Raw genomic sequence first — 13316 nt, 5'->3', positions numbered from 1 at the left:
GCAGCACAACCATTTTGATGGAAGCTGCGGCGCAGCTTCGAGCGGGCCTGTCCCCCGAATGGGGGACAGGCGATATCCACCGGTATTTCAGCCGGTTGTGGGATACCCGCGCAGCACGGAGTTGGGAAAACTGGTTCTCGCAGCGGGGATCTCGTCGCTCCTTCCAAACGAGGCCTCCCCTCCTCTCGTATCGGCTTCCCCTCCGATGGCGAGGTCCCCGCTGAATAACTTCTCTAGACCCTCTCGATGCCGGCGATGTTGCGCTTGCCGCGACGTAGCACCAGCCACCGGCCGTGAAGGAAATCCGAGTCCTGCGGCGACCATTCGTCGCTGTCGACCCGAATGTTGTTGACCGACACGCCGCCCTCGCCGATCGTGCGTCGCGCGGCGCCCTTGCTGGCCGACAGGCCGCTGGCCACCAACAGGTCGACAATCCCGTCGGGACCACCGGGTTTGAGCTCGGCGACCGATGTTTCGCGCAGCGCGGCGGCCAGCGTCGCCTCGTCGAGCCGGTCCAGCTCGCCCTGGCCGAACAGCGCCTTGCTGGCGTGCTCGACGGCCGCGGTGGCCGCCTCACCGTGCACCAAGACGGTGAGTTCGGTGGCGAGCCGACGTTGGGCGGCGCGTTGTTGCGGACGCTCGGCGGTGGCCTGTTCCAGCTCGGCCAGCTCCTCGGCGGACAGGAAGGTGAACCACCGCAGGTACCGGATCACGTCGGCGTCGGCGGTGTTGACGAAGTACTGGTACCAGGCGTACGGACTGGTCAGCTGCGGGTCCAGCCACAGGTTGCCGCCGCCGGTGGATTTGCCGAACTTGGTGCCGTCGGCCGCCGTGACCAGCGGGACGGTGAGGGCATGCACCGTCGCGCCGAGCTTCTGGCGCACCAGCCGGACCCCGGCGATGATGTTGCCCCATTGATCCGAGCCGCCGATCTGCAGCGAACAGCCGTGGCGCTGGTGCAATTCGACGTAGTCGTTGGCCTGCAGCAGCATGTAGCTGAACTCGGTGTAGGAGATGCCGTCGCCCTCCAGCCGCCGCCGGATGGTGTCGCGGTCCAGCATCACGTTGACCGAGAAGTGCTTGCCGAGATCCCGCAGGAACTCGATCGCCGACAGCCGGCCCGTCCACTCGAGGTTGTTGGCCACGATCGCGCCGGTGGGCGAGGCCCCGGAATCCGAGAAGTCGACGAAGCGTTCCAGCTGTCCGCGAATACGTTCGGTCCAGTCGGCGACGGTGCCGGCCTCGTGCAGACTACGCTCGCCGACCTCGCGCGGGTCCCCGATCATGCCGGTGGCCCCGCCCGCGAGCACGATCGGACGGTGCCCGGCGCGCTGAAAGCGCCGCAGTGCCAGCAGCGGCACCAGGTGGCCCGCGTGCAGGCTGGGCGCGGTGGGGTCGAAGCCGGCGTACACCGTCAGCGGTCCGCGCCGCGCTTCGGCGGCCAGGGCATCGAGGTCGGTGGACTGCGCGATCAGCCCACGCCAGCCCAGCTCGTCGAGGATCTCAGCACACATCCCGCAAGACTCTAGTCGCTGGCACCGGGCACGGATGCCCGGCGAGCGTCGACGTTGGGCGCGTATTCGATTAGTCGCTGGCGCCGGGGGCAGGCGCCCGCGGACTTCGCCGGTACGCCGAGACCTCGGGTCGACCGGCAAGCCACAGCCGCCACGGCCGGTCGGCGGCCTGGCTGACGCCGACGCGTGGGCCGGCCACCGCGCCGTCGACCGCATTCAACGTCAGCGTCACCGGGCTGTCCGGGTCGAACAGGTCAATCCCGTTGTCGGACATCGAAATTCCCAGCGCCGCGCACAGGTTACCCGGACCACGCGCCAGTGCGGCGGTGCGGACGCCCTCACCGCGGCGGCCCCGGGCGATCTCGATGCCGTCCTCGATCACGGCGGCGCGCAGCAGCACCGCGGCGGCCGTGCCGTCGGGTCCGCACGAGACGTTGGCGCAGGTGTGAATGCCGTGGCTGAGATAGGTATACAGGCGTCCCGGCGGTCCGAACATCACGCCGTTGCGGCCGCTGCGCCCCCGGTAGGAGTGCGCCGCCGCGTCCGGCCAGGGACCGTCCGGAACCCCGCCGTAGGCCTCGACCTCGACGACGAGCGCGCGCACGCCGCGCCCGGTGAGGGTGGCGCCGAGTAACCGGTGCGCGGCCGCGACCGGGTCGACCACCAGCTCGCCAGCACCCACCCACCGAACCTATCGAGAGCCCAAACATGGCAAACTCCCGGATGCCGCGAGGCGAAGGAGCCAAAGAATGCATGCAATCGACCCCGCCGCGACCGCGTGGCTGCTGGCCAGTACCGCCCTGGTCCTACTGATGACCCCCGGCCTGGCGATCTTCTACGGCGGCATGGTCCGCACCACCGGGGTGCTCAACATGATCATGATGAGCTTCGTCTCGATCCCGCTGGTCACGGTGGCGTGGCTGCTGATCGGCTACACGCTGGCGTTCTCCGAGGACGGGGCCGGCGGGTTCATCGGCAACCTCAGCCATCTCGGCATGCTCGGCATCACGCCCGACACCGCGCACGGCACGGTTCCCGAACTGCTCTATGCCACCTTCCAATTGACGTTTGCGATCATCACCGCGGCGCTGGTCAGTGGCGCGATCGCCGACCGCGCCCGCTTCGCCGCCTGGATGGTCTTCGTCCCGGTCTGGGCGATCGTGGTGTATTCGGTTGTCGCGCACTGGGTGTGGGGCCCCGGCGGCTGGCTGGCCAAGCTCGGCGTGCTCGACTATGCCGGCGGTCTGGTCGTCGAGATCGTCTCCGGTTCCTCGGCGCTGGCGCTGGCGCTGGTGCTCGGGCCGCGGATCGGCTTCAAGAAGGACGCGATGCGCCCGCACAATCTGCCGCTGCTGTTTGTCGGGGTCGGGCTGCTGTGGTTCGGCTGGTTCGGCTTCAACGCCGGATCCGCCTTGGCCGCCAACGGAACTGCCGCGGCCATCTTCCTCAACACACTCGTCGCCGGCTGTCTGGGCATGCTGGGCTGGCTCACGGTCGAGCAGATCCGCGACGGCAGACCCACGACGTTCGGCGCGGCATCCGGGGTGGTCGCCGGCCTGGTGGCGATCACCCCGTCCTGTGGCACCGTCAACACCCTCGGCGCCGCGGCCGTCGGCCTGGCCGCGGGCGTCGTCTGCGCGTTCGCGGTGACCGCGAAATTGCGCTTCAACTATGACGATTCGCTCGACGTCGTCGGTGTGCACTTCGTCGGCGGGGTGGTCGGGGTCTTTTTGATCGGGCTGCTGGCCACGGCCGTCATGACGTCGGGTCCGCAAGGACTGTTCTACGGGGGCGGCTTCGGGCAGCTCGGCAAGCAGACGCTGGCGATCGTCGTCGTCGCGATCTACGCATTCGTGGTGACGTTCGTCCTGGCGAAGGTGATCGAACGGGTGATGGGTTTTCGGCTCAGCCCCGAAGACGAAACCACCGGCGTCGACTTCACGCAGCACGCCGAGACCGCCTACGCCGAAGGCGTGCACGGCCATCTGCCGTTGCGCCGCCCCGGCTCCCCCGGCTGATCCCCGCCAGACTGCAACTACCGACGCATTTCGCGACTGCACCCGTCCGTAGTTGCAGTCTCGCGGTAGGTAGACCCACCCCTTGACACGTCCGCGCCGAAGGCGGATATTCATCAGATGATGATTTCATCTCATGATGAATTAGTCTCGAACGGCAACGAACCTGCCGTCGAGATCGACCAGCTGCGCGTCATCCGTGGCAAACGCCCAGCTCTGCACGATTTTTCGGTGCAGATCGGGAGGGGCAGCATCACCGGCCTGCTCGGCCCGTCCGGCTGCGGCAAGACCACGCTGATCCGCTGCATCGTCGGCACGCAGATCGTGACGTCGGGAACCGTGACCGTGCTCGGCAGACCCGCCGGCTCCCCGGAGCTGCGTCGCCGCGTCGGCTACCTGCCGCAAGACCCGACCATTTACAACGACCTGCGGGTCGTCGACAACGTTCGCTACTTCGCGGCGCTGTACGGCTTCGACGGCCGGGCCGCCGACGACGCGATCGAGCGGGTCGGGCTGACCGATCACCGGACCGCGTTCAGCGCGAACCTCTCCGGAGGCCAGCGCACCAGGGTGTCACTGGCGTGCGCACTGGTCTGCCAGCCCGAGCTGCTGGTGCTCGACGAGCCCACCGTCGGGCTGGACCCGGTGCTGCGCGCCGACCTCTGGGAGCAGTTCAACGACCTCGCCCGCGCCGGAACCACCCTGCTGGTCTCGAGCCACGTGATGGACGAGGCCGACCACTGCGGGGACCTGTTGCTGATGCGCGACGGGAACCTGGTCGCCCACACCACGCCGACCCAACTACGAGAGGACACCGGATGCACGTCACTGGAGGACGCGTTTCTGTCCATCATCAAGCGCACCATCATGCAGTCCGCCGGTCCCAAAGCAGGATGAGCCTCACGGGGTACGCCGCCACCACGACGCGGATTCTGCGCCAGCTGGCCTCCGATCACCGCAGTGTCGCGATGATCCTCGTGGTGCCGGTTGTGGTTATCACGTTGATGTACTTCATGTTTCACAATGCCCGGCACTTACCCGGCACGCCGTCGCCGTTCAACAACGCCTGCCTGATCCTGCTGGGCCTTTTCCCGCTGTTCGTGATGTTCATCATCACCGCGATCACCATGCAGCGCGAACGGGCTTCGGGAACGCTGGAGCGGATCCTGACCACCCCGCTACGCCGGCTCGATCTGCTGATCGCCTACGGCACCGCCTTCTCGATCGCCGCGGCCGCGCAGGCGTCGGTGGCCTGCACCGTGTCGTTCTGGTTCCTGGGCTTCGACACCGCGGGCGCCTGGTATTGGGTGTTCGTGATCGCGATCGTCAACGCGGTGCTCGGTGTCGGCCTGGGCCTGCTGTGTAGCGCGTTCGCCCGCACCGAGTTTCAGGCCGTGCAGTTCATCCCGCTGGTCATGGTGCCGCAGCTGTTGCTGGCCGGCATCATCGTCCCGCGCGCGCTGATGCCAGACTGGCTGCAATGGATCAGCAATGTCTTGCCGGCCAGCTACGCGCTGGAAGCTCTGCAACAGGTCAATTCGCATCCCGAACTGACCGGTACCGCGGTGCGCGACATCGCCGTGGTGGCGGGTTCTGCGTTCGCAGCGCTGTGCCTCGCCGCGGCGACGTTGCGGCGCCGGACGCCGTAACGTGACGGCCGCCAAGACCGGGCGGCGCCGACCCGGGCGGCCGCCCGGGAATTCCGACACCCGGGAGCGCATCCTGGCCAGCGCGCGAGAGTTGTTCGCGCGCAACGGCATTGATCGCACTTCGGTACGTGCTGTGGCCGCGGCGGCCGGTGTGGATGCCGCGCTGGTACACCACTACTTCGGCACCAAACAGCAGCTGTTCGCCGCCGCGATCCACCTGCCGATCGATCCGACGACGGTGCTGAAACCGATCCGCGAGACCCCGGTGGAAGAGCTCGGGTTGCGGCTGCCGTCGCTGCTGCTGCCGATCTGGGATTCCGAGCTGGGCGCCGGACTGATCGCGACATTGCGCTCACTGATTTCGGGCGCCGAGGTGAGTTTGGCGCGCTCCTTCCTGCAGGAGGTCATCGTCGCGGAAGTCGGTCCGCGCATCGACAATCCCCCGGGAACGGGCGCGATCCGCGTCCAGTTCGTCGCGTCGCAGTTGATGGGCGTGGTGATGGCGCGCTACATCGTCAAGCTCGAGCCGTTCGCGTCGCTGCCGGCCGAACAGATCGCGGCGACGATCGCGCCGAATCTGCAGCGCTATCTCACCGGGGAGTTGCCGGACGGCCTCGCGCCGTGAGGCGGCCGTGCTCGTCGTCGTCGACGTCGCGCGCCTCGTCGATCAGCAGCACCGGGATGCCGTCCTCGATGCGGTAGGCGCGACGCAGTCGCGGGTTGTAGAGCAGCTCGGATCCCCCGTCCAGGGACACGAGCAGCAACGGACCCCGGTCCTGCGGGCAGACGAGAATGCTCAGCAGCGTGTCGTCAAGCATCGCTGCCCTTGTAGGTTGCGCTCAGCTCGGCCCGCACCGCCGGTGTCAGCTTGCGGTATTGCTGGCCGGCGGTGTCGAAGTACCAGGCGTGGCGCCCGGATTTGGGAATCCCGGCGGCCCGCAGCGCGCTGACCGTCGGGCGGTAGGTGGCGCTCAACGTCATCTCGGGCACGACGTGCACGATGTCGGGTCCGAGCCCGACGGGCAGCTCGGCGAACGCTTCGGTCAAATCGGCCGCGGTGATGCTCGCTCCCGGCAACAGCGTCACCGCGGACAGTGCCACCTCCTGGTTACCGAACGGCACGTTGTAGGTCACCGCGAGGTCCACGCCGTTGATCAGGCCGAGCGCGTCGGTGACGGCGTCGGAATAGACCAACCCGCGCGCGGTGTGCACCACCGAGCCGCGCCTGCCCAGCAACCAGTAGTCGCCGTCTTCGTCGCGGCGGAACAGGTGCTCGGTGGAGATCCAGGTGTCGGCGGGCGCGAAGACCCCGCGCTTGACCGAGGCCGTGGGATCGATCGGTCCTCTGGATGCGGCGAGCAGGACACCGACCTGGTTCGTGTCGGCAACCTGCACGAAGCCCCGCTCGTCTTCCAGGATCAGGTCGTGTTCGGTGTCGTAGGCCCCGAGCTCGATACGCCCGACCCCGGGCAGCGGGCGGCCCTTGCTGCCGATCTTGGCTCCCGACACGTTGGCCAGCACCGCCTGCCCGTCGGTGGTCGCGAAGAACTCGACGACGTTGGCCGGCGCGAACGCGTCGACCACCCGCTGCCACAATCCGGTCGGCATACCCGAGCCGATGAACAGCCGAACCGGGTGATTGCCGTGCAGCACGAAGGCGGGATCGTCGACGACGTCGCGCAGCATCGCCCAGGTGTAGGACACCACGGTGACCCCGTACTGCCGTATCTCGTGGACGAAACGGTCGGCGTGCAGGCCGCGCGACAACGCGATGCGGGTTCCGCCGACGACCGCGCCGCCGAGGGCAACCAGCAGCGCGGACTCGTGATGCAGCGGCGTCAGGCAGTACACGGTGTCGCGGCCTCCCAGGCCGGCCGCCGAGGCGGTTCCGAACGCCGACACCGCCCACCGGTAGTTGGTGATCTGCTTGGCGACCAGTTCGCCGCCGGCCGCGCTGAGCGCGATGAACGCCAGGTCGCGGGCCAGCCCCGGGTTGGGCCGGTACCAGGCGGGCAGCTCGACCGCGTCCGGGTCGATCTGCTCCATGTCGATGATGCTGCCGTCGTCGGGCAGGTGCAGATCCCGCGTCTCACCGCCGCCGAGCACCAGCACCTGTCCCGGCCATTGCCGCGCGGCGTCCAGGTTGGTGGGGTCGGTCAGAATCTCGGTGACGCGCCCGAGCCGGACCGACGCGGCCAGGTCCGCCTCCGGGTGCATCACCACCGCGACCGCACCCAACCGGGACAGCGCGGCGATCGCGACCAGGGCGCTGGGCCGGGTTTCCATCAGCACGCCCACCCGGTCGCCCTGCCGGACGCCGACCTGGATCAGGCCGCGGACCACGTTGTTGATGCGCCGGTCGACCGCTTCATAGGTGTGGACCCGCCCGTCGAACAGCAGGAACTCACCGCGGGGTGCGCTGCCGGCCTGCTCGCTGATGATGCGGCCCAACGAGATTCGCGTGTGGTCGTTGATCTGTCCGAGCCGGGCCAGCCGGGGCAGCGTGCGTGCGGTCTCCACGGCCAGGGTCCGGATGGACTTGTTGGCCGCGACCGCCGCCCCGGTGGCGCCGCGGACCAACTCCAGCGCCGCCTCCGACGCCTCGCCGATGCCGTGCGTGATCCGCGAGCTCAGCGCGACGCCGCTGTCGGTGTGCTCTTCGGGCTGATCGGCCATCAGGTCGATGCCGGCCGGCTTGTCGCCGCCGGAGGAAAGCCACTCGATCCACGCGGCGACGGTCGGCCAACCCTGCTCTGCCGCTTTGGATCCGACGACCAGGCCGAAATGCCCGGTGCGGATGCGGGCCTCGTAGACCTCGGCGTCGGGCGCCGCCCGCCGGATGCCGCGCACCGACGCCGGCTGGCCGATGTCGTCGACCTCGCCGACGAAGGCCAGCACCGGGCAGGTGATGTCGGTGAGCGTTACCATCTGCCCGTTGACCGCGAAACCGCCGGTCATCATCCGGTTGTGGGCGATGAACTGCTTGAGCAGCTCCGAGATCGCCGGGCCGGACCAGGCGATCCACCCCTCGCGCTCGAGGAATCGGCGCTGTTGTTCGCGGGGCAGCAACGCCTCGCGGTCGTGCAGCTGCCGCACGAAGTCGACCCGGGCCTTGGCGGTCTTGAGCGGATCCAGCATCTGGAAGCCGGCGCGCGCCATCCAGCCGGGGATGGCCAGCCGGCTGAAGACGTGATCGGCCATGAAGTTCGCGACGGGCGGGGCAAAGTTTGCCGGAATGCCCATCGGCAACGCGGCCAGGGTGTCCACCGGCGAGCCGAAGGTGACGATGCTGGCCAGCGCTTTCGAACGCCGGTAGGCGGCGACCTGGTAGCACCACATCCCGCCCTGCGAATACCCGACCAGGTGCACGTCAGTGCCGGTCGCGTCCCGGACCGTGTCGATGGCCTGGCTGAGCGCGACGATGTGGTCGGCCAGGTTGCGGCGCATGCCGCCCTCGACCTTGTCGGGTGAGCCGAAGTCGATCACCCAGCAATCCAGCCCGTGCGCGTGCAGGATGCCGACCGCGCCGTCTTCGCGGGTCACGTCCCACATGTCGGCCGACATCATCATCGGGTGCACCATCAGCACCGGCGGACCGACCGGCCGCTGGCCGGGACGATTGTCGGGCGGGAAGTAGCGCCGAAGCTTGTACATCGGCACGCTCTCGACGATCTGCGACGGCGACGGAACGGTGCCGGTTTCGAGGCCGCCGAGGCGCAAGACCTCCAGACCGTTCTGGGCCGTCGCGACCAGTCGTTCCACCGGTCGCGTGATCATCGACAAATTCAGATCCACCGCTGCTCCCCACTCTCGACAGCTGAGACATCATGGCACATCTGCGTCCTTAGCGGTTCTGGTCAGCGCGTTTGCTCGCGGCGTCGTGCAGGCCTCGGCCCGCCGGGCCGCCGGCGCCTTGCTAGCGTCGGGCCGGTGGCGCACCTACTGGGGGCCGAGGCCGTTCACCTGGAATACCCGACTCAAGTGGTTTTCGAGTCGATCTCGCTCGGGGTCAACGACGGCGCGCGCATCGGCATCGTCGGGCGCAACGGCGACGGCAAGTCCAGCCTGCTGCGGCTGCTGTGCGGTCAGCTGCAGCCCAGTTCCGGCCGGGTCACCCGGCGCAGCGGATTGCGGGTGAGCGCGCTGAGCCAGGCCGACATCCTGGACCCGGCGCACACCGTCGGCTGGACCCTGGTCGGCGACCAGCCCGAGCATCAGTGGGCCGGCGACCCGCGCATCCGCGATGTGGTCGGCGGGCTGGTGTCCGATATCGATTGGGATGCAACGGTTTCCACGCTCAGCGGGGGACAGCGCCGCCGGGTGCAGCTGGCCCAACTGCTGATCGGCGAGTGGGACGTCATCGCCCTCGACGAGCCCACCAACCATCTCGACATCGAGGGCATCACCTGGCTGGCCGGCCATCTGCAGCAGCGCTGGGCACGCAACACCGGCGGGCTGCTGGTGGTGACGCACGACCGCTGGTTTCTCGACGAGGTCGCCACCACGACGTGGGAGGTGCACGACGGGATCGTCGAACCGTTCGAGGGCGGCTACGCGGCCTATGTGCTGCAGCGCGTCGAACGGGACCGGCAGGCCGCCGCGGTGGAGGCCAAGCGGCAGAACCTGATGCGCAAGGAGCTGGCGTGGCTGCGCCGGGGGCCGCCGGCGCGGACCTCCAAGCCGAAGTTCCGCATCGACGCCGCCAACCAGCTGATCGCCGATGTGCCGCCGCTGCGCAACACCGTCGAGCTGGCCAAGCTGGCGACGGCCCGGCTCGGCAAGGACGTGATCGATCTGCTGGACGTGTCGGTCTCGTTTGACGGGCGTCCGGTGCTGCGCGACGTCGAATGGCGGATCGGGCCGGGTGAACGGACCGGCATCGTCGGGGCCAACGGCGCGGGCAAGTCGACGCTGCTGGGGCTGATCGCGGGCACCGTCGCGCCGGACAGCGGGCGGGTCAAGCGCGGCAAGACGGTGCGGCTGGCGGTGCTCGACCAGCAGGGCGACCTGCTGTCCCAGTTCGCCGCCGACCGGATCGCCGACGTGCTGGGCGGGCTGCGCGGCGGCTACCAGGTCGAGGGCCGCGAGGTCACCCCGACCCAGCTGCTGGAGCGGCTCGGGTTCGGGCGCGGTCAGCTCTCCGCGCGCGTCGGCGAGCTGTCCGGCGGGCAGCGGCGGCGGCTGCAACTGATGCTCACGCTGCTGTCCGAGCCGAACGTGCTGCTGCTCGACGAGCCCACCAACGACGTCGACACCGACATGCTCACGGCCACCGAGGATCTGCTCGACTCCTGGCCGGGCACCCTGATCGTCGTCTCGCACGACCGCTATCTGCTGGAACGCGTCACCGACCAGCAGTACGCGATTCTCGACGGCCGGCTGCGCCATCTGCCCGGCGGCATCGACGAGTATCTGCGGCTGGCGGCCCGGTCGGCGGGCGCCCCGGAGCCGAGACCCGCTACCGCCGAGCCGGAGACGATGTCGGGCGCCCAACGCCGCGCCGCCGAAAAGGAGCTGGCCTCCGTCGACCGCCAGCTGGCCCGGCTCTCCGATCGCATCAAGGCCAAACACGTCGAGCTCGCCGACCACGACCAGTCCGACCACGTCGGCATCACCCGGCTGACCGGCGAGCTACGAGCCCTCGAAGATGAGGTCGGCACGCTGGAAAGCCGCTGGCTGGAGCTCTCGGAAATGGTCGAATAGTCGCCATGAGGAACCAACCGGTTCGCTATCTGCCCGGTGAGGGGTTGCTCGCCCTGTACCGGCTGCGGGGCCCGGTGATCAATTCCGGCGCCGGGCGGCGCGGCTACACCTATCTGCTCGGACCTGAGGCGAACAGGTTCGTGTTCGCCAACGCCGACGCATTCAGCTGGGCGCAGACGTTCGAAAGCCTCGCCTGGGTCGACGGGCCCACGGCGCTGATCGTCAGCGACGGGGACGACCACCGCCGTCGCCGCAGCGTCGTGGCTCCGGGGCTGCGCCACCGGCAGATCCAGGACTACGTGCAGACCATGGTGTCGAACATCGACGCGGTCATCGACGGCTGGCGGCCCGGGCAACGGTTGGACATCTACCGGCAGTGCCGCTCGGCGGTCCGGCGCGCCACCGCCGAGAGTCTGTTCGGCTCGCGGCTGGCGGCGCACTCCGACTTTCTCGGTGAGCAACTCCAACCCTTGCTGGACCTGACCCACCAGCTGCCCCAGGTGGTGGCGCTGCAGCGGCGCCTCAACTCCCCCGGATGGCGCCGGGCCATGGCCGCCCGCCAGCGTCTCAACGACTTCGTCGACGCCCTGGTCGCCGACGCCCGCACCGCGCCCAGACCCGACGACCACATGATGACCATGTTGATCGACGGTCGCGGCGACGAGGGATATGCGTTGAGCGACAATGAGATTCGCGACTCGATCATCTCGCTGATCACTGCCGGGTACGAGACCACGAGCGGTGCGCTGGCCTGGGCGATCTACACCCTGCTGACCCTGCCGGGCGCGTGGGACCACGCCGCCGACGAAGTTCGCCGGGTGTTGGGCGACGCGCCGCCGGGCGCGGCCGACCTCGACGCGCTGACCTACCTCAACGGCGTCGTCCACGAGACGCTGCGGCTGTACTCCCCCGGCGTGATCTCCGCCCGCCGGGTGATGCGCGACCTCACCTTCGACGGGCACCGCATCCGCGCCGGCCGACTGCTGATCTTCAGCGCGTATGTCACCCACCGGCTGCCGGAGGTGTGGCCGGACCCACGCGAGTTCCGGCCGGGCCGCTGGGACCCGGACGCACCGGATTACCGCAAGCCCGCACCACATGAGTTCATTCCGTTCAGCGGCGGGCTGCACCGCTGCATCGGGGCGGTGATGGCCACCACCGAGATGACGGTCATGCTGGCCCGGCTGGTGGCCCGAACGACGCTGCGGTTGCCTCCTCAGCGAATCCGCGCGGCCCACCTCGCCGCGCTGCGCCCCATACCGGGGCTGGTCGTCGATGTCGCCGACTCAGTGCCAGCGCAGTAGGACGAGCTCGGAGGAGAATCCGGGGCCGATCGCGACGATCAGGCCCGGGCTGCCGCTGGCCGGCGGCTTGGCGATGGTGTCGCGCAGCACGTGCAGCACGGAGGCCGACGACAGGTTGGCGATCTCGCCCAGCGAGCGCCAGGTCAGCTCCAGCGCCTCGGGCGGCAGCTCGAGACTCTTGCCGATCGCGCTGATCACCTTGGGGCCACCCGGATGGGCCACCCACGCCGCGATGTCGGCCCTGGTCAAGCCGTGTCCGCCAAGGAATCGATCGACGTCGCCGGCCAGGTGACGCTCGATGACCGCGGCCAGCTCCGGGGAGAACACCGGCTGCAGCCCGGCGGGGCCGACATTCCAGGCCATGATGTGCAGCGATTCCGGGTAGAGCCGGGTGCGCGAATCGACGATGTCGGGACCGCCGGGCCGGTCCTGTTCGGCCCGACGATCGCCGACGGCGACGACCGCGGCCGCCCCATCGCCGAACATCGCGGTCGAGACCAGCCCCGATACGGTCGGCTTGACCGTCGGGAAGGTCAGCGAGCACAGCTCGACGGACACCAGCGCCGCGACGCCGTCGGGCGCGCCCCGCAGGTAGTTCCGCAGCGACGCCACCCCGGCCGCACCGGCCGCACAGCCGAGGCCGAACAGCGGCAGCCGGCGCACGTCCGGGCGCAGACCGATCCGTCCGGCGATGCGGGCATCCAGCGAGGGCACCGCAACGCCGGTGACGGTCGTGGTGGCGATCATGTCGACGTCTCGCGGCTGCAGCCCCGCCTCGTCCAGAGCGCCGAGCAACGCCTCGCAGCCGAGGTCGACGGCGTTTTCGATGAAGATTTCGTTCGTTTCGGTGAAGTCGGTCAGCGACAGGTATCGCTCCAGGGGCAGCACCAGGTGGCGGCTGTTCACCTTCGCTCCGGCGTGCAGACGCCGGACGATCTCTTCGTGTTCCTTGAGGACCGGGAAGTTGACGAACTGGTCGGTAATCTCGCCCTGGGTGTAGCTGTGCGGTGGCAATGCACCGAACACGCCTGCGATGACGCTCATACCTAACCTCTACTGAAAGCGATTCCCCCCATTGCACGAAAGTTTATGTGGTCTGGTTCAGGGCCGCAAAGAGACGGCTATTCAACA

The 13316-nt window shown here is 68.9% G+C and carries 11 protein-coding genes; 6 read left to right on the top strand and 5 right to left on the bottom strand.

The features are described 5' to 3' along the window. Positions 1-233: 233 nt before the first annotated feature. Together tyrS and BN973_RS14185 are read right to left on the bottom strand one after the other, a co-directional pair. Positions 234-1514 (bottom strand): tyrosine--tRNA ligase, encoded by a 1281-nt coding sequence (tyrS, locus tag BN973_RS14190; RefSeq protein WP_036468904.1) that lies wholly within the window; start codon positions 1512-1514, stop codon positions 234-236. Between the two features lie 70 nt (positions 1515-1584). After that, positions 1585-2196, bottom strand: a complete 612-nt coding sequence (locus BN973_RS14185) for a DNA-3-methyladenine glycosylase (protein ID WP_036468903.1) — start codon at positions 2194-2196, stop codon at positions 1585-1587. 67 nt (positions 2197-2263) lie between these two features. Between BN973_RS14185 and BN973_RS14180 the strand changes: the two genes are divergently transcribed. The 4 genes from BN973_RS14180 to BN973_RS14165 all read left to right on the top strand — a co-directional run bounded on the left by BN973_RS14180 (position 2264) and on the right by BN973_RS14165 (position 5803). Continuing rightward, the gene (locus tag BN973_RS14180; protein ID WP_036468902.1) at positions 2264-3532 is read left to right on the top strand and encodes an ammonium transporter; all 1269 of its coding nucleotides are present in this window, start codon (positions 2264-2266) and stop codon (positions 3530-3532) included. A 117-nt stretch (positions 3533-3649) separates the two neighbouring features. After that, a complete protein-coding gene (locus tag BN973_RS14175) occupies positions 3650-4426 on the top strand; it encodes an ABC transporter ATP-binding protein (protein ID WP_036468901.1) in 777 nt (258 codons plus the stop codon). Further along, positions 4423-5178, top strand: a complete 756-nt coding sequence (locus BN973_RS14170) for an ABC transporter permease (protein WP_232232078.1) — start codon at positions 4423-4425, stop codon at positions 5176-5178. The genes BN973_RS14175 and BN973_RS14170 overlap by 4 nt, the downstream gene beginning before the upstream one ends. Before the next feature lies 1 nt (position 5179). Then, on the top strand, positions 5180-5803 hold the full coding sequence (locus tag BN973_RS14165; RefSeq protein ID WP_036468900.1) for a TetR/AcrR family transcriptional regulator: 624 nt from the start codon (positions 5180-5182) through the stop codon (positions 5801-5803). Here BN973_RS14165 and BN973_RS14160 read toward each other — a convergent pair. Beyond that, positions 5769-5996 (bottom strand): Trm112 family protein, encoded by a 228-nt coding sequence (locus BN973_RS14160; protein WP_036468899.1) that lies wholly within the window; start codon positions 5994-5996, stop codon positions 5769-5771. The two genes, BN973_RS14165 and BN973_RS14160, sit on opposite strands and share 35 nt — an antisense overlap. Next, complete coding sequence (locus BN973_RS14155) at positions 5989-8955, bottom strand: acyl-CoA synthetase (protein ID WP_232232207.1); 2967 nt, start codon at positions 8953-8955, stop codon at positions 5989-5991. Before BN973_RS14155 ends, BN973_RS14160 begins: the two co-directional genes overlap by 8 nt. A gap of 153 nt (positions 8956-9108) precedes the next feature. Between BN973_RS14155 and BN973_RS14150 the strand changes: the two genes are divergently transcribed. Together BN973_RS14150 and BN973_RS14145 are read left to right on the top strand one after the other, a co-directional pair. After that, positions 9109-10881: an ABC-F family ATP-binding cassette domain-containing protein gene (locus BN973_RS14150; RefSeq protein ID WP_036468897.1), complete on the top strand. Its 1773-nt coding sequence runs from the start codon at positions 9109-9111 to the stop codon at positions 10879-10881. A 5-nt stretch (positions 10882-10886) separates the two neighbouring features. Next, positions 10887-12185 carry a cytochrome P450 gene (locus BN973_RS14145; RefSeq protein ID WP_036468896.1) on the top strand — a complete coding sequence of 433 codons (1299 nt, stop codon included), beginning with the start codon at positions 10887-10889 and terminating at the stop codon, positions 12183-12185. Here the strand turns inward: BN973_RS14145 and BN973_RS14140 are convergent. Further along, complete coding sequence (locus tag BN973_RS14140) at positions 12168-13229, bottom strand: type III polyketide synthase (protein ID WP_036468895.1); 1062 nt, start codon at positions 13227-13229, stop codon at positions 12168-12170. The genes BN973_RS14145 and BN973_RS14140 overlap by 18 nt on opposite strands. Positions 13230-13316: the final 87 nt, after the last annotated feature.

It is taken from the genome of Mycobacterium triplex, assembly GCF_000689255.1.
Lineage (GTDB): Bacteria > Actinomycetota > Actinomycetes > Mycobacteriales > Mycobacteriaceae > Mycobacterium > Mycobacterium triplex.
The sequence above is the reverse complement of the archived record's forward strand: the minus strand, read 5'-3'. Positions and strand labels throughout refer to the sequence as shown.

Excerpts from the sequence above, each read along its gene's own strand:
- BN973_RS14160 (WP_036468899.1), bottom strand. The coding sequence starts at position 5,996 with ATGCTTGACGACACGCTGCTGAGCATTCTCGTCTGCCCGCAGGACCGG.
- BN973_RS14145 (WP_036468896.1), top strand. The coding sequence starts at position 10,887 with ATGAGGAACCAACCGGTTCGCTATCTGCCCGGTGAGGGGTTGCTCGCC.
- BN973_RS14175 (WP_036468901.1), top strand. The coding sequence starts at position 3,650 with ATGATGATTTCATCTCATGATGAATTAGTCTCGAACGGCAACGAACCT.
- BN973_RS14155 (WP_232232207.1), bottom strand. The coding sequence starts at position 8,955 with ATGATCACGCGACCGGTGGAACGACTGGTCGCGACGGCCCAGAACGGT.
- BN973_RS14170 (WP_232232078.1), top strand. The coding sequence starts at position 4,423 with ATGAGCCTCACGGGGTACGCCGCCACCACGACGCGGATTCTGCGCCAG.
- tyrS (WP_036468904.1), bottom strand. The coding sequence starts at position 1,514 with ATGTGTGCTGAGATCCTCGACGAGCTGGGCTGGCGTGGGCTGATCGCG.
- BN973_RS14140 (WP_036468895.1), bottom strand. The coding sequence starts at position 13,229 with ATGAGCGTCATCGCAGGCGTGTTCGGTGCATTGCCACCGCACAGCTAC.
- BN973_RS14180 (WP_036468902.1), top strand. The coding sequence starts at position 2,264 with ATGCATGCAATCGACCCCGCCGCGACCGCGTGGCTGCTGGCCAGTACC.